Here is a 22,795-nt window from a genome sequence, read left to right as displayed (position 1 = left end):
GACCTTCGAGTCGAGTTGAAGGTTTACCGTCGATGACATGAGCACGTACAGGATCTCCCAGCTCGCGGCGCTCTCCGCGGTGCCGGCCACGACTCTGAGGTTCTACGAGACCGCGGGCTTGTTGCCCGCGGCGCGGACCGCGTCGGGTTACCGGATCTATGACGACGACGCAGTGGACCGGTTGGCGTTCATCTCCTCGGCGAAACTTCTCGGGTTGCCGCTCGAGGAAATCCGGGAGCTCCTCGAGGTGTGGGAGCAGGGGGTCTGCGCGCACGTGCGGCAGCGGATGCTGCCGATGATCACCGAGCGCATCACCGATGCGGACCGCCGGATCGCCGAACTTTCCGCGTTCTCGGCGCACCTGGCCCGTGTCCGCACCGACCTGTCCCAACTCCCGCCGGCAGGCGCTTGCGGACCCGAATGCGGCTGCCTCACAACCGCCCCGACGGCGCCGGTCACGGTCTCACTCACCCGGACCCGGCCCGAGCCGGCACCGGCACCGACAATCGACGACAGACCGGCGACTACGGTGGCGTGCACCCTCGGCGGCGACCAGAAGGGCGAACGGATCCAGCAGTGGCGGCAGGTCCTGGACTCGGCGACAGGCCGTGGGGACATCGACGGCGGCCTGCGGCTGCAGTTCCCGGCCGATCCGGACCTGGTCGCCGACGTGGCACGGCTGGCCGCGGCCGAGCAGGGCTGCTGCGCGTTCTTCGATTTCACCCTGCAGCTGACCCCCGGCGCCCTGGTGATGAGTGTGCGCGCCCCCGAGGCGGCCGAGCCGCTGGTGACCGAGCTGTTCGGAGTGAGGGCATGACGGCAGAATACGAACCGACGAGGGAGACGAGCAGTGGCACAGCCGCAGGGTGTGGTCGCGCGAATGGAACAGCACCAGGTGGCGATCTACCTCGCGGCGATGGTCGCCGGCGCCGGGATCGGCTGGGCCGCACCGGCAGCGGGCCCTGGCCTCGAGCACGCGATCAACCCGGTCCTCGGCGCGCTGCTGTTCGTGACGTTCCTGCAGGTGCCGGCCGCCGAACTGCTGCGGTCCCTGCGCGACGGCCGGTTCCCGGCGGCCGTCCTGGCGGTCAACTTCCTGCTCGTCCCGCTCGTCGTCGCCGCGATGTTCACCTTCCTGCCCGCCGACCAGGCGGTGCGGATCGGTGTGCTGCTGGTGTTGCTGTGCCCGTGCGTGGACTACGTAATCGTCTTCTCCGGCCTGGCCGGCGGCAGCAGCCGCCGTCTCCTCGCTGCGACCCCGCTGCTGCTGCTCACCCAGATGCTGCTGCTCCCGGTGTTTCTCGTGCTGTTTCTGGGTTCGGACCTGTCCGATATCGTCGAGGTCGGACCGTTCGTCACCGCGTTCATCGTCTTGATCGTCATCCCCCTCGCGCTGGCGTGGGCCACCCAGTTCTGGTCGGCGCGTGCGGAATCCGGGCGGCGCGCATCGGCGGCGGCAACCGCACTGATGGTTCCACTGATGGCGGCCACCCTGCTGGTGGTGGTCGCCTCCCAGGTGCCGAAGCTCGAGGGCCAGGTTGCCGATGTGGCCGCGGTGGTGCCCTTCTACGTGGTGTTCCTGGTGGTGATGGCGTTCGCGGGGCTGCTGGTCGCCCGGTTGTGTCGGTTGGACCCGCCGTCCGGGCGGGCCGTGGTGTTCAGCGGAGCGACCCGCAACTCCCTGGTCGTGCTGCCCCTCGCGCTGGCCCTACCCGACCCTCTCGCGGTCGCCGCGGTCGTCGTGGTCACCCAGACCCTCGTCGAGGTCGTCGGCATGGTGATCTACGTCCGGTTGGTGCCGCGTCTGCTGCCCGCGGCCACCGATATTTCACCCGCACCGGCCTGAGCCGGCACCCGGCGGACACTCACGACCTCCTCGATTACGCCGCGGCGGCGATCTTCGAGCGCCTCACTTCAGTCTCCGCAGCACTCGGAGTCATTAGTCGCGGCATCGGGGGTGGGATTGACCGGTGCGGCGCAGCAGCTCTCTCCCTTCCCGGCGTTGACCCCTTCCTTGACCGCGATCACCGCGATCACCAGCGCAGCAACCGGATCCGCCCAGGACCAGCCGAACAGGCTGTTGACCAGCAGGTCCACCAGTAAGACGGCGGACAGATAGGTGCACAGCAGGGTTTGCTTGGAGTCCGCGACCGCGGAGAGGGAGCCGAGTTCACGTCCGGCTCGCCGTTGCGCCCAGGACAGCACCGGCATGACCGCCAAACTCACAGCAGCCAAACCGATTCCGATAATCGAATGTTGCGCTTCGCCCAGTCCCATCAGCGACCGGAGAGCGTCGACACTCACATACAGCGCGAGTCCGAAGAAGGAGAAAGCGATGATCCGCAGCGCGATCTTCTCGCGCGCTTCGGGATCCTTGCCCGCGAACTGCCAGGCCACGGCCACCGCCGAGGACACCTCGATCACTGAGTCCAGCCCGAATCCGATCAGCGCGGCAGACGACACCCTAGTGCCCTCGGTCAACGCGATGACCGCCTCGAGCACGTTGTAACTGATCGTCGCGGCCACCAACCACCGAATCCGGCGCGAGAGCAACTGGCGACGATCCGCCGAGAGACCGGGTGGCCGCATCCCCGGGGTGCCGAGATCTGACGCCATCAGCAGCACCCGTCGGCATCCGCTGTCGGGCAATGGGACGGATCGACGGCCAGGACCAGACCGATCAAGTCGTCGAGCGCACGCCCGATACGAGGATCCGCCAGTTCGTAGCGCGCCCGTCGCCCCTCGGGAACGGCGACCACAAGTCCACAGCCCCGCAGGCACGCCAGATGATTCGACAGGATCTGCCGCGACACCCCGATCTGCTCGGCCAACTCGGACGGATAGCCCGGCGCTGACCGCAGACGCAGCAGGATCTGCGTGCGCGTCGAATCCGACAGCGCGTACCCGAAACGGGCAAGTGCATCACCGTGCACCAGAGTGTCCACACCCAGACGATACATCTGTTTCTGTATCCAGAAAAGCATGTACCCAAGCCCATTCATCGACTGTTCATTTGTGGACTGATTCGATGTCTGTCAATATCGACCTATGTCGAATCAGGAACTGCCGGAGAGTGGTGCATGTTGCTCACCGCTGGTACGCGAACCGTTGACCGAGGACTGGGCCGGCGATCTGGCCCGAATGTTCAAGGCCCTCGGTGACCCGGTCCGCCTGCGCCTGCTCAGCCTCGTGGCCTCTCACGCAGGTGGGGAGGCGTGCGTGTGCGACATCTCCGAAACGTTCGACCTGTCCCAGCCGACGATCTCCCATCACCTGAAGGTGCTCCGGTCGGCCGGACTGCTTGACTGCGAACGCCGCGGCACCTGGGTCTACTACTGGGTGGTCCCGTCCGCGTTGCAGCAGCTGTCCGCGGTGCTGCTCACCGAAGGTGGACCCGTCGTACCATCCGAGACATGCGCGGCGGAGGTGCCGGCATGAGCGAGGCAACCACCACCGAACACCACCCGGCCGTCGTCGGCAAACTGTCTACCCTCGACCGATATCTGCCGGTGTGGATCGGCGTCGCCATGGTGGCCGGGCTGCTGCTGGGCAGGATGATCCCCGGTCTGGGTGATGCCCTGTCCGCGGTGGAGGTCGACGGAATTTCGCTGCCGATCGCCCTCGGTCTGCTGATCATGATGTACCCGGTGCTGGCGAAGGTCCGCTACGACCGTCTCGACACCGTCACCGGCGACCGCAAACTCCTCGTCGGGTCCCTCGTGCTGAACTGGGTACTCGGCCCGGCGCTCATGTTCGCCCTGGCCTGGCTATTGCTGCCGGATCTGCCCGAGTACCGCACCGGCTTGATCATCGTCGGGTTGGCCCGCTGCATCGCCATGGTGATCATCTGGAACGACCTCGCCTGCGGTGACCGCGAGGCCGCCGCCGTGCTGGTGGCGATCAACTCGGTGTTCCAGGTGATCATGTTCGCCGTCCTCGGCTGGTTCTACCTCTCGGTCCTGCCTGGTTGGCTCGGCCTCGAGCAAACCACCATCGACACCTCTCCGTGGCAGATCGCGAAGTCGGTGCTCATCTTCCTCGGCATCCCGCTGCTCGCCGGCTACCTCACCCGCCGCTACGGCGAAAAGGCAAAGGGCCGTATCTGGTACGAGTCCAAGTTCATCCCCCGCATCGGGCCGTGGGCGCTCTACGGGTTGCTGTTCACCATCGTCATCCTCTTCGCCCTGCAGGGCGAGCAGATCACGTCCCAGCCGCTCGACGTCGTCCGCATCGCGATCCCGCTACTCGCCTACTTCGCCATCATGTGGGGTGGCGGCTACGCCCTCGGCGCCGCAATGGGTCTCGGGTACGAGCGCACCACTACCCTGGCGTTCACCGCCGCGGGCAACAACTTCGAACTCGCCATCGCCGTCGCCATCGCCACCTACGGCGCCACCTCCGGCCAAGCACTCGCCGGTGTCGTCGGCCCACTGATCGAGGTGCCAGTCCTCGTCGGACTCGTGTACGTCTCGCTCGCGCTGCGTAGAAGATTCGCCGAGCAGCGCACGCCCACGCCGGCCGTGACGCTCGACAATCACGACTCCTGATCGACACCTACCTCCGAAAGGCATTTCGCATGGCTTCCCGACCCAGCGTGTTGTTCGTCTGCGTCCACAACGCCGGCCGCTCCCAGATGGCCGCCGGATTCCTCACCCACCTCGCGGGTGATCAGATCGAGGTCCGCTCCGCCGGATCCGCCCCGGCCGAGACCATCAACTCCGCCGCTGTGGAGGCCATGGCCGAGATCGGCATCGACATCTCCGGCCAGTCCCCGAAGATCCTCACCCCCGACGCCGTCCAGACCTCCGACGTCGTCATTACCATGGGTTGCGGCGACGCCTGCCCCGTCTTTCCCGGGGTCAGCTACCGCGACTGGGCACTCGCGGACCCGGCCGGCAAGGGCGTCGAGGCGGTCCGTCCGATCCGCGACGAAATCCGCTCCCGGGTCGAGGCGTTGATCGCCGAACTCGTTCCCGCCACCGCCTGAGACGGGGACCGACCGATGACGAAACCCTCCGTGTTGTTCGTGTGCGTGAAGAACGGCGGCAAATCCCAGATGGCTGCCGGGCTGATGCGAAAAGCAGCCGGCGACGGCGTCGACGTGCACTCCGCCGGAACCAAACCCGGCACCGCCGTCAACGCCCTGTCGGCGGAGTCCCTGCTCGAGGTCGGTGTCGACATCACCGGTGAAACGCCGACACCCATTGACCCGCAGCTGGTTCGAGACGTCGACGTGGTAGTCACCCTCGGCCGCGAAGCTCACGTCGACCCCGTGGACGGGACCCGGTTCGAGAACTGGGACACCGATGAGCCGTCCGACCGCGGCATCGACGGGATCGAGCGGATGCGCCTGGTCCGCGACGACATCGCCGCCCGCGTCGATCAGCTCGCCGCCCAACTCTGCACCACCCAGCCCTGATACCCGAGGAGAACCTGCTCGTGAGCACCATCGAAATCTTCGAACCCGCCCTGTGCTGCAATACCGGCGTCTGCGGCGACGACGTCGACCAGGCGTTGGTCACCTTCTCCGCCGACATGGACTGGGTCCGCTCCCAGGGCGGAGACATCGCCCGGTTCAACCTCGCCAGCGAACCCCTCGCATTCGCCGAGCGGGAACCGGTCAAGGTGTTCCTGCAGGTTTCCGGATCCGAGGGCCTGCCGCTGGTGCTCGTCGACGGGGTCACCGCGCAGACCGGCCGTTACCCCGACCGCACCCAGCTCGCCAAGTGGTCCGGACTTACCGAGACCCCGTCCGCGGCTCCGGCCGGGATCGCCACGCTCGGGCTCACCGACGCCGGATCTTGCTGCGCCCCAGACGACGACAGCACCAGCTGCTGCTGAAAGGCTCTGCCGTTATGAAGTTTCTGGACACCCCGCCCCGCTTCCTGTTCTTCACCGGTAAGGGCGGGGTCGGGAAGACTTCCATCGCCTGCGCCGCCGCGATTCACCTCGCCCGCGCCGGCCGCAAGGTCCTGCTGGTCAGTACCGACCCGGCGTCGAATGTCGGGCAAGTGTTCGGGCTGACGATCGGCAACACCATTACCGACGTTCTCGCCGTGCCCGGATTGTCGGCGCTCGAGATCGACCCCGAGCAGGCCGCCGACGCCTACCGCGAACGCATCATCGGACCCGTGCGGGGGTTGTTGCCGGAGAAGGAATTGGCGTCGATCACCGAGCAGCTGTCGGGTTCATGCACCACCGAGATCGCTTCGTTCAACGAGTTCACCGCCCTGCTCACCGACCACGACACCGTCGCCGACTTCGATCACGTGCTCTTCGACACCGCCCCCACCGGGCACACCATCCGGCTTCTGCAACTACCCGGATCGTGGACCGACTTCCTGAACGACGGAAAGGGCGATGCCTCCTGCCTGGGCCCGATGTCCGGGCTCGAAAAGCAACGCAGCATCTACGCGGACGCGGTCGCCGCCCTCGCCGACCCGCAGCGCACCCGGCTGGTTCTGGTCGCCCGGGCGCAGCGATCCCCGCTCGCCGAAATCGCCCGCACCCATACCGAACTCGCCGACATCGGGCTCACCCACCAGTACGTCGTGATCAACGGTGTCCTTCCCGCTCCCGAGGACGGGGACGAGCTCGCTGCTGCGATCTACCGGCGCGAACGGGCTGCCCTCGATGGTTTTCCCCGTGAGCTGTGCGCTCTGCCGTCCGATCAGGTCGAGCTCAAGCCCACCAACATGGTCGGCATCAGCGCACTCGAGAGCCTCTTCACGGCGAATCCTGACGCCACGCCGCAGGCCTCCGGAGCAGAAGCAACACCGGTGCCGCAGGCGCCGCTGTCCGCCCTCATCGACGAACTCGCCGAAGCCGATCACGGGCTGATCATGTGCATGGGCAAGGGCGGGGTCGGCAAGACCACCCTCGCCGCCGCGATCGCTGTCGCCCTGGCGCAGCGAGGACATGACGTGCACCTGACCACCACCGATCCGGCTGCCCATCTGACCGACACCCTCGACGGACACCTCGCGGGCCTCGAGGTTTCTCGGATCGATCCGGTCGAGGCCACCGCGCAGTATCGGGATCGTGTGCTGGCCACCAAAGGCGCCGCCCTCGACGAGCAAGGCCGCGCCACCCTCGCCGAGGACCTCGCCTCCCCGTGCACCGAGGAAGTCGCCGTCTTCCAAGCATTCTCGCGGGTCATCCACGAATCTCGGCGCAAGTTCGTCGTCGTCGACACCGCCCCCACCGGACACACCCTGCTACTCCTCGACGCCACCGGGTCCTACCACCGGGAGATCGCCCGCCAGATGGGTGACAGCACGAATTTCACGACTCCCTTGATGCGGCTGCAGAACCCGGAGGAGACGAAGATCCTGTTGGTTACCCTCGCCGAAACCGTTCCGCGGCTCGAGGCCGAAGGCTTACAAGCCGACCTGCAACGCGCAGGAATCACGCCGTGGGCGTGGATAATCAACAACTCGCTTGCCGCCGCACAACCGATGTCCGACCTGCTCCGGCGGCGGGCTGCGGCGGAGCAATCGGAAATCGATGTCGTCGCGCACCCGCGGATCGCGGTCGTTCCGATGCAGCCCACAGAGCCGGTTGGCGAAGCGGCGTTGACCGCGTTGGTCGAAGCTGAGGTGTTCGGACTGGCGACCTAGCCGCCTGGAACCGGCCCACGGTCATAGCGCTATCGCATGCTCACGGCTGGTTCGTGCAGAAGGCGACGATGTCGTCGACGCGGAAGTGGTCGGGCGACACGTGTTCGCCGCTCACGACGATCAACTCCGCGGCCATCGACGCGGCGCGCAGCCGTTGCACCCACGGCCCGGTCACTTCGGCGATGTTCGCCACCGCATCCTCCGGCGACGCGTACACGCGGATCGGCACGCCCGCATAGGCGTCCGGCTCGTGGCGGACGGCATCCCATGCTTCAGTCTTCGACTCCAGGTCGTGCCCGTCGGCCGACAGCCTGTACGCCGCCGCGAGGGTGTCGCGGCCATGCTCTCCCCGCTCCCACACCGCCCGCATCGACAATGACGGAGCGACCAATATCGCTCCCGCCCATTGCATTTCCCGCAGGCGGATCGCGTTGGCGGCGGTGGTGGCCCCCATCGACTCGCCGATCAGGAACCGGCGCGACACCGGCCACCGGCACGACACCCAGTCGTGGAGGGCGCCCAACGCGTCCTGGGCATCTCGGTTTCCCCACAGATCGCCGTGCAGGTAGGGGCTGACGACGACAAACCCGGCCTCGAGCAGACCGTCGCGTGCGCCGGCCCGTTCATCGATCGACGTTTCATCGGCCGTGCGTCCGTGAAGGTAGTAGACGGCTGCGGATGGTGCCACTCCCTGCGGCACCAGGACGAGCGCGCGGTCACCGGATGCCGGAATGGTCACCGCGTACTCGTCGTACCGCGTGAGGCCGGCCGTGCGCCGCTCGAGCGGCACGGCGGATTCCTCACGAACTCTCATGCGGTCACGCTAACAAGGAGGCTCTGATCCCGCTGGGTCACAAGCTGCCGAACACCCAGCGGTTTACGTCTGTTCATCATGATCCGTTTCCCACAAAGTTCACTACTCATACCATTGGATAAATTGCTAACCAATAGTATGGTCCGCGTATGACATCGGTTGATGACGGACAGCGATGGCCGCCCGTCGCCTACGAGGACCATCCCTGGGTCAGCATCACCGCCGACTACGGATCTCGACGCGAACGTCGCCTCACCGCCGGCCCCTACCGCGCGGCGGTACCGCCATTCATCGCGAACCGGACCATCTCACTGAACGGCGAACTACAGGCGGTGACGGAGGAAGCGGCGACCGAACTCACCCGCTTCGACGCCGAGGTCGGCCACATCACCGCCCCGTTCGCATCCATTCTGCTGCGCACCGAGAGTGCATCGAGCTCGGAGATCGAAAACCTCACCAGCGGAGCACGCCAGATCGCGCTGGCGGAACTCGGCGAGCACGCCTCCCGTAACGCCCGCCTGATCGTCGGAAACGTCCGGGCCATGACCGCCGCATTGGAGTTGTCCGACCGCATCGACGCCGACGCGATCCTGCAGATGCACCGGGCACTGCTCGAACACGGCGATCCGAACACCGCCGGCCGATTGCGGCAACAGCAGGTCTGGATCGGCGGCGGAAGCCTCGGACCACACACCGCACAATTCGTCCCTCCGCATCACGACCGCGTTCCCGAACTGATCGACGACCTGATCGCCTTCGCCAACCGGGTGGACGTGCCCGTGGTCGCCCAAATAGCGGTCGCACACGCACAGTTCGAAACCATCCACCCGTTCCCTGACGGCAACGGGCGCGTCGGTCGCGCCCTTATCCAGGCGATGCTGCGCGGCGGGCAGCTCACCCGGAGCGTCGCCGTACCGGTGTCCGCGGGCCTGCTGCACGACACCGCCACCTACTTTCAAGCCCTCGGCGAGTACCGGTCGGGCAACCTCGAGCCGATCGTGCAGTCAATCGCGGAAGCATCATTCGCTGCCGTCGCCAACGGCCGCACCCTCATCCGGGACCTGGAATCGGTTCGAGCGGACTGGCGCACCCGGGTGACGGCGCGACGGGACGCGGCGGTACACCGCCTCGCCGACTTCCTCCTTCGTCAACCGGTCGTCGACAGCAAGGTCGTCACTTCCACGCTGGGGGTCACCGGCGCCAACGCGCAAATCGCGATCGACCGCCTGGTCGACGCCGGAATACTCACCCAAATCACCGACGGACGACGCAACCGGATCTGGCAAGCCAAGGACGTCGTCCGCGTCCTTGACGAATTCGCCGCCCGCGCCAAACGCCGCCGAGGATGAATGCGGTGGGCTCTCACTCCCCACTGTGGATTCAGGGCACCGCAACTGCGCCGATCCACTACGCGATCCCCTGAAGTGGTCGTCCCGACAGCTCGGTCCGGTACCGGCACATCCACGCTCGCCGACCCACTCGCATGTGATCTCCGGGCGCCGCGTTCGCCGGTGACTGGCAGACGGCCCCCGACTCTTGTGCAGCGGACCGTGTTGGCGCACCTGTTATTCCCCACCGAGGCCGCTGTATTTTGTATCAGTGACGCGATGCGGCAACGTCTTCGTCGAGGAATTCCTTCAATCCCCCACTGAAGACATCATTATCGTCGCCGGCAACCATATGACCGGCCCCGGCAACGTCGATCAGCGTGGCAGTCGGAATCAGCTCGACCAGCTCCTTCGCGCCTTCCTCGCTGACCACATTCGACTGCTTGCCACGAACCAGCATCGTGGGCACGGTGATCGCGGCGGCGGCGTCCCGGGCGCGTTCGTAGCGCACGATCGAGTCCGCTTGCCGGGTGGGTTCGTCACCCTGGCGTAGGAACGCCGGATCCCAATGCCAATACCAGCGACCATCACGCAGGCGAAGGTTCTTGCGCAACCCTTGCGGGTTGGGCTTGCGAACCCGGTTCGGGGTATACGCCGCGATCGCCGCTGCGGCGTCGTCGAGGCTGCCGAATCCATCGAGGCCGCTGCGCATGAAGTCCATGATTTCCGCGGTGCCGGCCGTTTCGACCCTCGGTGCGATATCGACCATGACCAGGCCGCGAGCGAGTTCCGGGTTCTCCCCTTGCCCGATCAACGACGTCATCCCGCCCATCGAGGCACCGACGAGGACCGGTTTCTCCCCCAGCTCGCCGATGATTGAGGTCAGGTCGGCGACCAGCGCATCGATGCCGTAGTCCCCGTCCGGTGCCCATTGGCTGTCTCCGTGCCCGCGTGCGTCCAGCGCGATCGCGGACCACCCGTCCGCCGCGAGGCTGCGCCCGGTGTTTCGCCAGGAATGCCGGGTCTGCCCGCCGCCGTGCAACAACAGGACCAAACCTTTCCTGTCGGCGCCTGATCCGCCGGCATCAGCCGTCGGTGGATCCCACTGGTCGGCGGCAAGGGTGACACCGGCACCACGGAATTCGGACTGTGTGACTACGGGATTCATCAAGGTTCCTCACCAACATTTGTCGAGTCGAGCATTCTCCACCATGTGCACCACGGGGTGAACGGAGTTTCACCTCGCGTTCGTTGCGACGAAAGATTTCGCCGCGCACCCCGGCCGGGAACGGACGCAAGGGCCGTTATCGAGTATCGAGCAGTTCCTTGATGTGCTCGACATGCTCGGAGTTCATCGGTGGCACTCCGAGTGTCTCTGCGCCGGGCCGCAATCCCGCGATCATCACGGCCAGGATTCTCCGCCACCCGGTGTCGGTGACGCCGCGGGTCGTTCCGACGACACCGCGTACGGACCACAGAACCAAATCCAGGTCCGCGTCCGTGGCATCCTCGCGGATCCGGCCGTGCCGCTTCGCCTGCGCCAGCAACTCGACCAGGATCCGACGATATTCATTCCTCAGAACTGTGGTCTGGTCGTCGTTCCACATACGCGACAGGCATCCGCGGTTCGACGCCAGGATGGCACCGCTGCCGTAGAGCAGCTGCTCCAGACCCTCGCCCACCGGCGCGGAACGGGCATCCCGGGCCAGGGCCACGAAGTCCTCGAGCACCTGGCGAACCAGTTCACTGATCAACGCATCCTTGGTGGGGAACCGGCGATAGAGGGTGCCGACGCCGACGCCGGCGACCCGGGCGATCTCGTCGACACCGACATCGAGGCCGCGCGCACTGAACACGGTCGCCGCCGCATCGAGGAGCCGTTGCCGATTCTCCGCGGCGTCGCGGCGCAGCGCCCTGCCACTTCCCTGAACGCTCACATCTGACCTCATTCGGATTCCTCGCCCACCAGCGTGCCCCCGGCGACCATCGCGAGCTCCGGGTGTCGCAACCCGGACGACTGCGCGAGATTGGTGCTCGTGTTCCGCTGAATTGCCGGGATGAACAGGGCCGCGACCGCGCCGAGACCCACCGCCACACCCAGCATGATGAATCCGTGGGTGTAGCCGGATTCCGGCGGAACCCCCGACGAGGACGCCCCGGCGGTGACAACGGTGGCCATGCAGGCCGCCCCCAGCGCGCCGCCGATCGTGCGGATGTTCGCGTTCATGCCGCTCGCGACACCGGTCTGTTCCGGTACCACCGCGGCGACGACAACATTCGACATCGCCGAGAAGGCCAGACCGAAACCAATCCCAACCAACGACATCGCGATGTAAATGTCTATCTCGGTTTCGTGCCGAAACGCCACCACGAAGTACCCGACCGCACTGACGATCGACCCCGCGATCAGCAGATTTTTCGAACCCAGCCGTGCCGCCAAGCGGCCGGAGGCGAGTCCGAGCGCGAACATGCCCACGCTCACCGGCAGCAGCATCAGACCCGACTCGGTAAGCGACGCACCGAAGCCGTATCCGGCCGACGTGGGTGTCTGGAGAAACTGCGGCAGAAAGCCGAACGCGGCGTACATGCCGACCCCCATCAGCAGCGCCAACAGGTTGGCGGCCCAGACGCTGCGGATCCGCATCATCGTCATGTCGATCAGCGGATTCGCCGACCGCGATTCCACCGTCACCCAGACCGCCACGATCACCGCGGCAGCCACCAGCAGCCCGACGACGATCGGAGAACCCCACCCCCACCCGGGCGCCTGACTCACCCCGAGCAACAACGCGACCAGCCACCCCGACAGCAACAGCGCGGTGAGCCAGTTGATCTTCCCGGCAGTGCGAACACGCGACTCGGGAACCAGGATCTGCGCGGCCAACCCCGCCAGCACGACCATGATCAGCGGAATCCAGAAAAGCCAGTGATAACCCAGCACGGCCACTATCGGACCGGCGAGGACGATGCCGAGACCGGCGCCGACAGCGGTGAGCGCGGCGATCATGCCCACCGCTCCCACCACCTTCTCCTCCGGGAACTCGTCACGAATGATCCCGAAGGCCAACGGCAACACCCCGCCACCGATCCCCTGGATCACCCGCGCGGCGATCATCACCGACAGCGACGAGGCGAGGGCTGCCAGCACTGACCCCACCGCCAGCGAAACAAGGGCCACCACGAACACCCGCTTCTTGCCGTGCATGTCACCGAGGCGTCCCATCACCGGAGTGAAGATCGACGCCGACAACAGGTAGGCAGTCAACACCCACGTGATGTCGGCCTGTGTCGTACCCAGCGCCGCCTCGAGCGTGGGCAGCACCGGGATCACCAGCGACTGCAGCAGGGCAAAGGCACCGACACCAACAGTCAGCACCGCAAATGTCAGCTGATAATGCGCCCGCCGTGAAGCGGTTTCCATAGATTCTCCCTACCACAACCGGAGCGCTCACTCCGCATATAGAAAAACTTAGCAGCCCTAATCGCAATCTGCCTACTCTGAGCGCAGCGTCACATAGGCGCTTCATCGTCTGCGCGACGACTATTTCCGCGCGGTGTTTCAGGCTTCGCAACGAGGGTCGACTACGTGGCCCTAGCAGGCGTGGTTCTGCGATCTGAGTCCAGACGAGTCACGTCGCAGATACGCGCGATGAGCGAGCATCGCTGCGCGCTGACCCCCGGCAGGCCCCTCAACCTCGGGATTTCGTCCTACACCGGGTGAGGGCGTGTAAATCACGGAAGTGCCTGCCTGGTAGTGGATTCTTGACTTGTCGACGGTCAAGGTTTGCCACTCAGAGAGGAGCTCGGCAGGGGAAGACTAACCGCTATCCGAGTCTGGTTCTCGACCGCGGCCGCGAGTCGTTGATCTTGTCGTCGGGAGCGCTGCTGCTGCGCGAGTCCGTCCGGGTCGCGGGGTTGGACCGTGCCTTGTCCGCAGCGTTCGCTCCGTGGCGGCCATCGCGATCGATCCACGATCCAGACGAAGTGCCGCCGAAATCCTCACCCAAATCACCGACGGACGACGAAACCGGATCTGGCAAGCCGAGGACGTCGTCCGCGTCCTCGACGAATTCGCCGCCCGCGCCAAACGCCGCCGAGGATGAATGCGGTGGGTTCTCACTCCCCACTGTGGATTCAGGGCACCGCAACTGCGCCGATCCAGATCCCGCTGGTCACGACCTTGCGAAACCCACCATCGACAAGCTCGCCGCGAAAGCCGAGTAGTCGACTACTCGCGATATCCGGGCTCGTTTACGCCAGGCTCGAATAGTGCCGTCCACGTGACTCGGCACCGGCTCGAGAGCGGAGGAATTACCCATGTGTGCTCAGGCTGCGCAGGCTCCGCGGCAGCAGCAGGCCCGCGGAGAGGAAGAGCGGTTCGAATACGACGCCTTCATCTCCTACGCCCACGATGATCGGCCGGTCGCCGCCGGCATCCAGAAGGGTCTGCACCGCATCGGCCGTCGAATGGGCCAGCTGCACGCGTTGCGGGTATTTCGCGATGCCACCGATCTGATCGCCAGTCCCGACCTGTGGGGCAGGGTGACCGAGGCGATGGGCCGCGCCCGGTACCTGATCGTGGTGCTGTCGCCCCATTCGGTCGCGTCGGGCTGGGTGAACAAGGAGGTCACCCACTGGCTCGAGCGGCATGGACCGGACCGGCTGTTGTTCGTCGTTACCGGCGGGCATCTGACCTGGGACGAGGCATCTGGACGGTTCGATCCGGACCGGTCCGATGTGGCCCTGCCGGTCCTGACCCAGCCGGGAATTCTGTCCGCTGAGCCCTTTTATGTCGACGTCACCGAGGACGCGCCGTGGGATCCCGCGTCACCGATGTTCAGGGAGAAGATTACCGATCTGGCCGCTCCCATCCATGGCAAGCCCAAATACGCTCTGGCCGGTGAGGATTTACGCGAACAACGACGCTTTCGGCGACTACGGCGAGCCGCCATCACCGGCCTGGTGTTGTTGACTGTCCTCGCGATCGTCGCGGCGACGCTCGCATTCGTGCAACGGCAGGAGTCGATACGCCAGCGGAACCAGGCGATAGCCGTGCGGCTGGTCTCGGAAGGCCAGTCCATGCTCGCCGGCGCCCGACCCGGCGGTGACGCACGCGCGCTGAAACAGATACTGGCCGCGCAGTCGATCGGCTCCGAACCTGAGGATGCCGCCCTGCTCGACGCCGTGCTCGCGCGGAACGAGCTGCTCGAGATCGCCGAGACCACAACAACGGATGTGAAGGACATTGCGCTTTCACCGGACGAGCGGCGCATCGTCACCGGCGGTGTCGACGGCACCGTACGGCTGTGGGAAGCCGACACCGGCAAGCCGATCGACCCGCCCATGACCGGAGACCAGGGCGAGGTGACCATCGTGATGTTCAGTCCGGACGGGAGGCGTATCGCATCTAGTGGCGCCACGACGGTGCGGGTGTGGGACGCGGACAGTGGAGCACCACTCGGCGCGCCAATGACCGTGGACCGGGGCGAGGTGACGAGCCTCGAGTTCAGTCCGGACGGAAGGCGGATCGCCACTGGCTCGACTGAAATGACTTCGAGCGGCTTGGTCAATCGCGGCGTAGTTCAGGTATGGGACGCGAACACCGGAGCACCGCTCAGCGCACCCATGACCGAGCATGACGGTGCGGTTGGGAGCGTGGCATTCGCCCGAGACGGGCGACGCCTCGTCGTCGGCTCGGGCGGACCCGTCCACGGCGCCGTCCGGGTGTGGGATACAGACACCGGTGCACCGCTCGGCTCGCCCATGACTGAGCATGACGGCATGGTCGTGAGCGTGGCATTCGCCCCGGACGGGCAGCATGTCGCCTCCGGCGGTGCCGACGGCACCGTCCGGCTGTGGGACGCCGACACCGGAGCACCCATAGGCGAGCCCATGACCGGACACGCGGGTGCAGTGGCGAGTGTGGCATTCGCTCCCGACGAGGCACGGATCGTCTCAGGCGGTGCCGACGGCACCGTACGGCAGTGGGATGCCGACACCGGAGCTCCGCTCGGAAAACCCTTGACGGGACACGAGGGTTGGGTCGTCTCGGTGGCCTTCAGCTCCGACGGCCGACGGGTCATCTCCGGTGGCGGCGACGAAGGCACTGTACGGGTATGGGATGTCGAGATCGGTTCAGCCGGCCAGGGTCGGGTGATGAGCGTGGCCTTCGCCCCGGACGGGCGCCGCTTCGTCTCCGCAGGTGCTGACGGCACCCTGCAGCTGTGGGACGCGGATACCGGTTCGCCGATCGGGGAACTGACGGCCGAACAAGGCGTGGTGATGAGCGTGGCGTTCTCCCCGGACGGGCGGCGTATCGTCTCTGGCACCTTCGCCCCAGCGTCGGATGGCACGACTGCCCAGTCGGGTACCGTGCAACTGTGGGACGCGGACACCCGCCAACCTATCGGCGAGCCGATGACCGGACACCAGGGCCATGTAATCAGTGTGGCGTTCGCGCCGAACGGGTGGCGCATCGCCTCCGGCGGCAGCGACGGCACCATCCGACTGTGGGACGCCGACACCCGCCAACCCATCGGCGAACCGATGACCGGACACCAGGATGCAGTGGTGAGCGTGGCGTTCGCCCCGAACGGGCGGCAGATCGCCTCCGGAGGCAACGACGGCACGATTCGACTGTGGGACCCCGACACCCGCCAACGTGTCGGCGAACCGATGACCGGACACCAGGGTGAGGTCACGACGGTGAGATTCGCCCCGGATGGGCAGCGAATCGCCTCCAGCGGTATCGACGGCACCATCCGGCTGTGGGACCCCGATACGCGGCAACCGGTCGGCGAACCTCTGAACGGACAGGGGGGTCCGCTTGCAAGTGTGGCGTTCGCGCCAGACAGCCGCCGCATCGCCTACGCGGGTTACGACCGCTCGGTACGACTGTGGGACACGGACACCCGCATGCCGATCGGCCCACCCATGAGCGAACACACAGACATGGTGCGCAGTCTGGCTTTCAGCCCGGACGGGCGGTGGGTTGTCTCCGGCGGTATCGATGGAAAAATCTGGCGATGGGCTATCAGACCGGCAGACTGGGCAGCCACTCTATGCGCCAAGCTCACCACGAATATGAGCCACCGGCAATGGCGCGAATGGGTTTCCCCCGACATCGACTATGTCGAAGTCTGCCCCGGACTTCCGATTCCCGCCGACGACACCCCAACCGGGAACTGATGGCGCACACAATCCGGCCGATGCCGGTAGGAGGTAGACGATGCACGCCGACGATCATCGATCCGAGCTGTGCCACCGACTCTGGAACGACCCGCAAGGCAAGACGGGATCTCATGGCCGCGCCATCCCCTATGAGAGCGCGGTGCTCGATCAATACCGGATCTACGTAGAGATGGCCGACCGGATCAGCGCCCGACGAGGCTTGACCAACTCGTTTTTCCTGAGCCTCAACACCGGCATCTTCGCCCTCGTGGCGGCCTTCGGAAAAATCTCACTTCCGGACAGGACGTGGTGGCTGGTGATCCCGCTGATCGCGGTGCTCGGTCAGTGTTTCGCCTGGTTCTATCTGGTTCGGAGTTACCGCCTCCTGAACAGTGCGAAATATCAGGTCGTCGGCGCCCTCGAGGAACGCCTTCCGGCCTCGCCGTTCTGGCGTGCTGAATGGTGGGCCTTGGGTGAGGGGAACGACCGGTCCCGGTACTGGCCCCTGTCCCATATCGAGCAGTGGATCCCGATTCTCTTCGGGCTTGCCTACATCTCCGCATTTCTCGCCATCACTTTCACGTGAGTGTGCTGCGTCGGATCCGGCTTCCACAGAGGTCGGCCCAGTTTCGGACTGGAAACAAACCGACTAGGCTCGTTGGTATGCACCAGCCGTGGCCGGTGATCGAGAGGCGCGCGGAGGCACAAGCGATCGCCGAGGCCATAGGCTGCGCCACCGGCCCCCGGGGAGTGATCGTCGACGGTGTCTCGGGCGCGGGAAAGACGACACTTTTGTCGGGATTTCTAACGTCTCGTGTTGGACCGACAACCTGGCTGGCCGGCAACGCGGCTACGAGTAGCACTCCGTTCGGGGCCTTCGCTCGCGTGATCGACAGCCCCGACCCCTGGGATGTGGCAGTGACCTTGTCGAAAATCTGCCGGACGGTCACAGATGAAAATAGGGACGGGACCATCGTGGTGGATGATGCCCACCTGCTCGACCCGCTCTCGGCCGCCATTCTGAACCAGATCGCCACCACTCACACCCTCTCACTGGTAGTCGCGCTCCAGACGGGAGTTCCGGTCCCCGAGGCAATTTCGGCACTCTGGAAGGACCGCGGATTCTCCCGAGTCACCCTCGATTGCTTCGGCCGTAACGAGATCGACACCGTCCTGATCGCCACACTCGGCGGCCCTGTGGACAGCAAGACTTCGGCGCGGATCGCGGCGGCATCGCAGGGAATTCCCCGCTTTCTCCGTCACCTGGTGGAGGGTTCGTTGGCCGACGGCAGGCTGATCTGCTGCAACGGTATCTGGCAGCTGCGCGGCGAGCCCACCATCACCGAGGAATGTGCACTGCATCTGCGTCACCGGTGTGCAGCAGCACCGGCGGCCGCCAAGCGAGCTCTGGCGGTAGTAGCCTTCGGTGAACCTCTCGACGTGGCAGTTCTCGAGACGCTGACCAGCACAGATTCGATGCTGGCGGTCGAATGCACCGGATTGGTCCGTTTCGGCACAGAGGGCGGGATTGTTGTGGCGCGACTGGCGCACCCCTTCCTCGGGGAGCTTGTGCGGCAGCAGGTTGATGGTGCGGAGGGTCGCCGCATCCGTGGGGAACTCGCAGCCCTACTCGGCGCGGACGCCAGGGAACCGCTCACACGCATTCGGGCTGCTGAACTCTCCATCGGTACCGACCATCATCGAAGTCCGCAGTCGCTCACCGCGGCTGCCGCGGACGCGACTGCGCTCTGCTCCTTCGCGAGCGCAGAAGAACTCGCTCGCGCAGCCTCGGCCGAGGGCGCCGGCTTCCGGGCTCAACTCCTTCGCGCAGGCGCACTGGCGTGGACGGACCGAGGCGGCGAGGCGGAACAAATGCTGGCCTCACTCGATCCGGTGAACAGGCCGGAATCCGACTACACCCGGTGGGCAGTGCTGAGGGCGGGAAACCTGTTCTGGAACCTCGACGCGCTCCCCAGCGCATACAGGATCCTGAGAACTGCCTACGCACATGTCGCCAGTCCAGCAGGACGCCACTGTGTGGAGGCGGCGCGCGCGGCCATCGACGTCTCGGCCGGCCGGGTGGTCTCAGCAACGGAGGCCGCAGCTCGGGTTCGCCACTCTCCGAACGCTCCGTCAGCCGCGAAAATGTGGGCGGCGAGCGCGAGCTGCATGGGTCTCGCGATGATGGGACACGGAGACGAGGCGGCCTCCCTGGCCGATGAATCGCTCCCCCTCACTCAACCCGACACAGCTGTGCTGCGGTTCTCCATCGGCCATGGTCATATCACGGCTCTCATCTACACAGGTCGATTCGCTGAGGCAGAACTGGTTGCCGCCCGCTGCCTCGAGCTGGCGCGACACCACGACGCCGCTTGGTTCGGCATCAACGCGCTGGTCGGGAAACTCGACTTGGCCCGGGGGCGAATCGGTGACGCACACAAGAGATTGACGGAGGCCGCAGCGGTCCTTCACACATCCAGTCCCGAGCGACGCGTCGTCACCAACCTTCTCCTGACCCGGGTCCTTACTGTCACGGGACGGACCCCGGAGGCGGTGTGCGCGTTCGAGCAGGCCGAGACGTCCTTGGGCGAACACCGACATCTCTACCGATCCGACGTTGAGATCTCGCGAGCCTGGATCTCGGCCGCTTCCGGTAACCTCGGCCGCGCGATCGGCTTGGCACGTGGTGCTGCCGCCGAAGCGGAGGAGGCGGGTCTTCTCGCCGTTGCCGCGGAGGCAGCGCATACGGCCGTCCGGTTCGGGGACAGCGCTTCGGCCGTTCAGCTGCACGCCCTCTCGACTGCCGTCGACGGGCTGCTGATCGGCCCGATGGTGGTCCACGCGTCCGCTCTCGCCGACTCTGACGGTGATCGATTGGTCGCTGCTGCCGGGGAATTCGAATCCCTGGGTGCCTCTCTTCTGGCTGCGGACGCCTACGCACACGCTGCGGGGGCATACCGTCATGCCGGTAATCGCCGCGACGAACTCCGCTCCTCCACGCGGGCGTACGCACTGGCGCAGAAGTGTGACGACGCCTGGACCCCCGCGATATTCGCATCGGCGGCCCCGCTACCGCTGACACCCCGTGAAAGGGCCGTCGCTGCACTTGCAGCCGGCGAGCTCACGAACAAGGAAATCGCTCAACGACTGGGTGTATCTGCACGCACAGTCGAGGGACACGTCTACCACGTGCTGATGAAACTCGATGTCCGCGATCGAGAAGAGATGGCCGAGACTGTCGCGATGGGGACCTGCCGCTAGGCGTCGGGGTCGATCATGAGCCTGCACACCAAGGATTTCCGATTGTCGACGTCGAGTTTTGTGGACATCCGATACACGTGACCTTCGACGGTGCGTACCGACAACGTCAATCGTTGGGCGATCTCCCGGTTGGTCATACCGATCACGACGAGCGCGGCGATGCCGACTTCACGAGGTGTCAGCCACGTAGGACTATCGAGAGCACGTAACGCGGGTGTCTTCGCACCGGGGCACAGGCCGGCGAGTCTACGGGCTGCTGCCGTCGACAACTGCCGACTGGCATCGTCACCATGCCGCCGATGTACGATTGCAGCCTGCGCGGCCGCATCAGCTGCGAGTAGGTAGGCGTGCATCCTTTCGAACTCCGTTGCGACGCGGTCTAATCCGTGACCGTCCCGCACACCGAAGCTGTGTGCCTGAGCAGCAGCCACGCGCACCAAGGGACCGTCCACCGAATGGGTCAGTGCCCGCAGTCGGCCCGTGGCGGATCGGTCTCCGAATCGGACCGAGGTATGCAACGCCACCGTCTCGACACCGAACATCGACCCGGCGTGAGCCCGCCTCGCAGCCTTGCGTGCGGCCGCGATTGCCTCACGATGCTCGCCACGCGCCGCCAGCATCCAGGCGCGTGCGAGCAACAGATCGGGTTCGAACGACGCCATGTGGGCACCGAACGACGACTCCGCAGCAGCAAGCGCTTCGGTGGCATCATCGGTCCGCTCCTGCATGCCCAGAGCTTGACACAGTCCGATTACACTCAACGTCAGCCAGATCGGGGGTCCCCCGTCCAACGCCGCGGCCCGACCGCGCCGGAACTGATCCTCTGCGTCGGCCGCACGACCCACTGCGAGATGAGCAAGCCCGCGAATGTACATGTCGACCACCCAGTTTGCTCTGCCTTGGTGGGTGGGCACGTAGCGTTCGAGCACCGAATCGAGGGTGTCGAGCTGTCCCGATACGGTGGCGGCGAAGACCTCGGCAACACCGATCTGCATGTGCCCGAGCATGAATCCCACCTCTTTTGCCGCCTCCGCACCACGCGTGGTGACACCTCGGACCTGATCTGTGCTACCCGCTCGCGCCAGCGCTGCGCCACCGATGGACGCTGCGAGCGCCAAAGCCGGCGGCGTCCCTTCGCCGGGCCCGAATAGGTCGCGAGTCAATTCGAGCGATCGCGGCACGTCCTTGGCGAAGAAGTCGAAGGTCAACTCCACGGATGTGACGACGTCCCGTCCGTGGCGGCCCGTCACGCGAGCACGCATGTCGGCCAGCTTCTCCCGCGCGGCGGCCTCACGGTCCGCGAAAAACAAGGCCGTGGCACGCCACATCCCCCAGGTGAGCGATTCCGCCTCGGACATCTCCGCAGGATCAACGGCCGCGAGCAGCGTGTCGGCATCGTTCACCCGTCCTTGCCACGTCATCGCCCGTGCCGCGACCATGGCCGCTCTGATTCCGCCTCCTCGGGACAGGGCCGCCTGGGCGAGGCGCTCGGCGAGCGCATACTCACACAGGTCGAGCGCGGATTCGGCCGCCTCGACCGTTCGAGCGACATCGATCTCGCCGTCACTGTCGAGCGCGAGCGTCGCCAGCCGCAACGTGTCGCCCGGCGAATCACTTGCAAGGTGGGCGCGCACAATCCGTCCTCGCAGTACGCGGGCGGCCAGCACGCCCGTCTGCTCACGCAGCACTTCCCCCAGGATCGGATGGCTGAGTGTCGCGGCGCAGCCCAGGCCCTCGGAGCGAAACCGCAGAAGTCCGCTGCAATGTGCGGCAGCGACGGCGTCAGGTGACGTGGCGCGCTGGAGGACGTCGACGTGGATGCCCTCTTCCAGAGCCACCAGCTGAAGCGCGTCGAGCACGTCGGGAGGCACGTTCCGCAACCGCGACCCGAGCAGCGATGCCAACTCCGTGCTGACAACGGGCCGCGATCGCAACCTCCACACGCCGTCGGATCGCTCGAACAGGCCGGACTTCCATGACCCTTCGACGAGATGCCGTAGGTAGAGCGGGTTCCCCTCCGACATATTCCACAACCATTGCGCGCCGACGTCGTCCATCGGCCCGCCGAGAGCAGTTTCGATCACCCGCACCGCTTCGTCACAAGTGAACGCGTCGAGTTCGACTCGATGCAGGACGGCGTCGGGGAGAAGCGCGGTACTCGGGCGTGATCCACGGCCGCCGAGCGTCACGACGAGTCGAACACTCCCATCGTCGATCAGACATCGGAGCAGAGTGGTGGACAGCGGATCGAGCCGGTCCGCATCGTCGACGACAAGGGTTGCCGTGCATCCCCGGAGTGCGATCACAGCGCTCGTGAGTGCGGTGTCGGGATCCGGTGCCGCACCGATATTCACCACCGAAGCGAATGCGCCCAGCGGGACGCCGCGCAACGAGTCCGCCCCGACGACCCAGACTGCCTCGCAGTCACGCTCGCACACGATCTTCTGCGCCAAGCTGGTTTTTCCCACCCCAACCGCGCCGACGATGACGATACCGCGCGTCGAATCCCGCGCGAGGGCGCTGATCTCGGGCCCCCGCGGGATGGATGGCCACGTCAGAACCATGAAACACAGTCTAGGTGCGGCAGAAGCGCGGGGGAAGGA

At 66.0% G+C, this 22,795-nt stretch carries 20 protein-coding genes; 13 read left to right on the top strand and 7 right to left on the bottom strand.

Annotated features, from left to right (window positions below; translation table 11 throughout):
* The first annotated feature begins 37 nt into the window (after window positions 1–37).
* Together ACH49N_RS32455 and ACH49N_RS32450 are read left to right on the top strand one after the other, a co-directional pair.
* Window positions 38–817, top strand: coding sequence for a MerR family transcriptional regulator (locus tag ACH49N_RS32455; RefSeq protein WP_358276851.1), 780 nt, complete (start codon window positions 38–40; stop codon window positions 815–817).
* Window positions 818–880: 63 nt separating this feature from the next.
* Window positions 881–1,846, top strand: a complete 966-nt coding sequence (locus tag ACH49N_RS32450; RefSeq protein ID WP_397504874.1) for an arsenic resistance protein — start codon at window positions 881–883, stop codon at window positions 1,844–1,846.
* A gap of 68 nt (window positions 1,847–1,914) precedes the next feature.
* On the opposite strand, the gene ACH49N_RS32445 is transcribed toward ACH49N_RS32450, so the two are convergent.
* Window positions 1,915–2,616 (bottom strand): cation transporter, encoded by a 702-nt coding sequence (locus tag ACH49N_RS32445; RefSeq protein ID WP_358276849.1) that lies wholly within the window; start codon window positions 2,614–2,616, stop codon window positions 1,915–1,917.
* Window positions 2,616–2,945, bottom strand: coding sequence for a metalloregulator ArsR/SmtB family transcription factor (locus ACH49N_RS32440; protein ID WP_250772125.1), 330 nt, complete (start codon window positions 2,943–2,945; stop codon window positions 2,616–2,618). Before ACH49N_RS32440 ends, ACH49N_RS32445 begins: the two co-directional genes overlap by 1 nt.
* 103 nt (window positions 2,946–3,048) lie before the next feature.
* Here ACH49N_RS32440 and ACH49N_RS32435 point away from each other — a divergent pair, with 103 nt between their 5' ends.
* The 6 genes from ACH49N_RS32435 to arsA are packed head-to-tail and all read left to right on the top strand — an operon-like array spanning window position 3,049 to window position 7,619.
* Window positions 3,049–3,438: a helix-turn-helix transcriptional regulator gene (locus ACH49N_RS32435; RefSeq protein WP_213576566.1), complete on the top strand. Its 390-nt coding sequence runs from the start codon at window positions 3,049–3,051 to the stop codon at window positions 3,436–3,438.
* Window positions 3,435–4,547, top strand: a complete 1,113-nt coding sequence (gene arsB, locus ACH49N_RS32430) for an ACR3 family arsenite efflux transporter (RefSeq protein WP_358276848.1) — start codon at window positions 3,435–3,437, stop codon at window positions 4,545–4,547. Before ACH49N_RS32435 ends, arsB begins: the two co-directional genes overlap by 4 nt.
* Before the next feature lie 29 nt (window positions 4,548–4,576).
* On the top strand, window positions 4,577–4,987 hold the full coding sequence (locus tag ACH49N_RS32425; RefSeq protein ID WP_358276847.1) for an arsenate reductase ArsC: 411 nt from the start codon (window positions 4,577–4,579) through the stop codon (window positions 4,985–4,987).
* A 15-nt stretch (window positions 4,988–5,002) separates the two neighbouring features.
* Complete coding sequence (locus ACH49N_RS32420) at window positions 5,003–5,419, top strand: low molecular weight phosphatase family protein (protein ID WP_250772133.1); 417 nt, start codon at window positions 5,003–5,005, stop codon at window positions 5,417–5,419.
* 20 nt (window positions 5,420–5,439) lie between these two features.
* Window positions 5,440–5,841, top strand: coding sequence for an arsenite efflux transporter metallochaperone ArsD (gene arsD, locus ACH49N_RS32415; protein ID WP_358276846.1), 402 nt, complete (start codon window positions 5,440–5,442; stop codon window positions 5,839–5,841).
* 14 nt (window positions 5,842–5,855) lie between these two features.
* Window positions 5,856–7,619: an arsenical pump-driving ATPase gene (gene arsA / locus ACH49N_RS32410; protein ID WP_358276845.1), complete on the top strand. Its 1,764-nt coding sequence runs from the start codon at window positions 5,856–5,858 to the stop codon at window positions 7,617–7,619.
* A 40-nt stretch (window positions 7,620–7,659) separates the two neighbouring features.
* Here arsA and ACH49N_RS32405 read toward each other — a convergent pair whose 3' ends face one another.
* Window positions 7,660–8,433 (bottom strand): serine aminopeptidase domain-containing protein, encoded by a 774-nt coding sequence (locus ACH49N_RS32405; protein ID WP_358276844.1) that lies wholly within the window; start codon window positions 8,431–8,433, stop codon window positions 7,660–7,662.
* Window positions 8,434–8,582: 149 nt separating this feature from the next.
* Here ACH49N_RS32405 and ACH49N_RS32400 point away from each other — a divergent pair, with 149 nt between their 5' ends.
* Window positions 8,583–9,782 (top strand): Fic family protein, encoded by a 1,200-nt coding sequence (locus ACH49N_RS32400; protein ID WP_358276843.1) that lies wholly within the window; start codon window positions 8,583–8,585, stop codon window positions 9,780–9,782.
* Window positions 9,783–10,029: 247 nt separating this feature from the next.
* Here ACH49N_RS32400 and ACH49N_RS32395 read toward each other — a convergent pair whose 3' ends face one another.
* The 3 genes from ACH49N_RS32395 to ACH49N_RS32385 all read right to left on the bottom strand — a co-directional run bounded on the left by ACH49N_RS32395 (window position 10,030) and on the right by ACH49N_RS32385 (window position 13,182).
* On the bottom strand, window positions 10,030–10,929 hold the full coding sequence (locus tag ACH49N_RS32395; protein WP_358276842.1) for an alpha/beta hydrolase: 900 nt from the start codon (window positions 10,927–10,929) through the stop codon (window positions 10,030–10,032).
* A 136-nt stretch (window positions 10,930–11,065) separates the two neighbouring features.
* Window positions 11,066–11,710, bottom strand: a complete 645-nt coding sequence (locus ACH49N_RS32390; protein WP_358276841.1) for a TetR/AcrR family transcriptional regulator — start codon at window positions 11,708–11,710, stop codon at window positions 11,066–11,068.
* The gene (locus ACH49N_RS32385; RefSeq protein ID WP_358276840.1) at window positions 11,707–13,182 is read right to left on the bottom strand and encodes an MFS transporter; all 1,476 of its coding nucleotides are present in this window, start codon (window positions 13,180–13,182) and stop codon (window positions 11,707–11,709) included. The genes ACH49N_RS32390 and ACH49N_RS32385 overlap by 4 nt, the downstream gene beginning before the upstream one ends.
* Window positions 13,183–13,708: 526 nt before the next feature.
* Between ACH49N_RS32385 and ACH49N_RS32380 the strand changes: the two genes are divergently transcribed.
* The 4 genes from ACH49N_RS32380 to ACH49N_RS32365 all read left to right on the top strand — a co-directional run bounded on the left by ACH49N_RS32380 (window position 13,709) and on the right by ACH49N_RS32365 (window position 20,192).
* Window positions 13,709–13,864 (top strand): hypothetical protein, encoded by a 156-nt coding sequence (locus ACH49N_RS32380; RefSeq protein WP_358276839.1) that lies wholly within the window; start codon window positions 13,709–13,711, stop codon window positions 13,862–13,864.
* A gap of 214 nt (window positions 13,865–14,078) precedes the next feature.
* Window positions 14,079–16,949 carry a TIR domain-containing protein gene (locus ACH49N_RS32375; RefSeq protein WP_358276838.1) on the top strand — a complete coding sequence of 957 codons (2,871 nt, stop codon included), beginning with the start codon at window positions 14,079–14,081 and terminating at the stop codon, window positions 16,947–16,949.
* Between the two features lie 40 nt (window positions 16,950–16,989).
* Window positions 16,990–17,517, top strand: a complete 528-nt coding sequence (locus ACH49N_RS32370) for a hypothetical protein (protein ID WP_159924594.1) — start codon at window positions 16,990–16,992, stop codon at window positions 17,515–17,517.
* A 77-nt stretch (window positions 17,518–17,594) separates the two neighbouring features.
* The gene (locus ACH49N_RS32365; RefSeq protein WP_358276837.1) at window positions 17,595–20,192 is read left to right on the top strand and encodes a helix-turn-helix transcriptional regulator; all 2,598 of its coding nucleotides are present in this window, start codon (window positions 17,595–17,597) and stop codon (window positions 20,190–20,192) included.
* Here the strand turns inward: ACH49N_RS32365 and ACH49N_RS32360 are convergent.
* Window positions 20,189–22,756, bottom strand: a complete 2,568-nt coding sequence (locus ACH49N_RS32360) for a LuxR C-terminal-related transcriptional regulator (protein WP_358276836.1) — start codon at window positions 22,754–22,756, stop codon at window positions 20,189–20,191. The genes ACH49N_RS32365 and ACH49N_RS32360 overlap by 4 nt on opposite strands.
* Between the last annotated feature and the right edge of the window lie 39 nt (window positions 22,757–22,795).

The organism is Rhodococcus sp. NPDC019647 (assembly GCF_044389235.1).
In the GTDB taxonomy this organism is placed as follows: Bacteria; Actinomycetota; Actinomycetes; order Mycobacteriales; family Mycobacteriaceae; genus Rhodococcus_F; species Rhodococcus_F oxybenzonivorans.
Note: the sequence above shows the minus strand (reverse complement) of the source record. Positions and strands in the feature narration are given on the sequence as shown.

Excerpts from the sequence above, each read along its gene's own strand:
- ACH49N_RS32435 (WP_213576566.1), top strand. The coding sequence starts at position 3,049 with ATGTCGAATCAGGAACTGCCGGAGAGTGGTGCATGTTGCTCACCGCTG.
- ACH49N_RS32450 (WP_397504874.1), top strand. The coding sequence starts at position 881 with ATGGAACAGCACCAGGTGGCGATCTACCTCGCGGCGATGGTCGCCGGC.
- arsB (WP_358276848.1), top strand. The coding sequence starts at position 3,435 with ATGAGCGAGGCAACCACCACCGAACACCACCCGGCCGTCGTCGGCAAA.
- ACH49N_RS32375 (WP_358276838.1), top strand. The coding sequence starts at position 14,079 with ATGTGTGCTCAGGCTGCGCAGGCTCCGCGGCAGCAGCAGGCCCGCGGA.
- ACH49N_RS32445 (WP_358276849.1), bottom strand. The coding sequence starts at position 2,616 with ATGGCGTCAGATCTCGGCACCCCGGGGATGCGGCCACCCGGTCTCTCG.
- ACH49N_RS32400 (WP_358276843.1), top strand. The coding sequence starts at position 8,583 with ATGACATCGGTTGATGACGGACAGCGATGGCCGCCCGTCGCCTACGAG.
- ACH49N_RS32420 (WP_250772133.1), top strand. The coding sequence starts at position 5,003 with ATGACGAAACCCTCCGTGTTGTTCGTGTGCGTGAAGAACGGCGGCAAA.
- ACH49N_RS32370 (WP_159924594.1), top strand. The coding sequence starts at position 16,990 with ATGCACGCCGACGATCATCGATCCGAGCTGTGCCACCGACTCTGGAAC.
- ACH49N_RS32455 (WP_358276851.1), top strand. The coding sequence starts at position 38 with ATGAGCACGTACAGGATCTCCCAGCTCGCGGCGCTCTCCGCGGTGCCG.
- ACH49N_RS32405 (WP_358276844.1), bottom strand. The coding sequence starts at position 8,433 with ATGAGAGTTCGTGAGGAATCCGCCGTGCCGCTCGAGCGGCGCACGGCC.
- ACH49N_RS32385 (WP_358276840.1), bottom strand. The coding sequence starts at position 13,182 with ATGGAAACCGCTTCACGGCGGGCGCATTATCAGCTGACATTTGCGGTG.
- ACH49N_RS32395 (WP_358276842.1), bottom strand. The coding sequence starts at position 10,929 with ATGAATCCCGTAGTCACACAGTCCGAATTCCGTGGTGCCGGTGTCACC.
- ACH49N_RS32360 (WP_358276836.1), bottom strand. The coding sequence starts at position 22,756 with ATGGTTCTGACGTGGCCATCCATCCCGCGGGGGCCCGAGATCAGCGCC.
- ACH49N_RS32425 (WP_358276847.1), top strand. The coding sequence starts at position 4,577 with ATGGCTTCCCGACCCAGCGTGTTGTTCGTCTGCGTCCACAACGCCGGC.
- ACH49N_RS32365 (WP_358276837.1), top strand. The coding sequence starts at position 17,595 with ATGCACCAGCCGTGGCCGGTGATCGAGAGGCGCGCGGAGGCACAAGCG.
- arsA (WP_358276845.1), top strand. The coding sequence starts at position 5,856 with ATGAAGTTTCTGGACACCCCGCCCCGCTTCCTGTTCTTCACCGGTAAG.
- ACH49N_RS32390 (WP_358276841.1), bottom strand. The coding sequence starts at position 11,710 with ATGAGGTCAGATGTGAGCGTTCAGGGAAGTGGCAGGGCGCTGCGCCGC.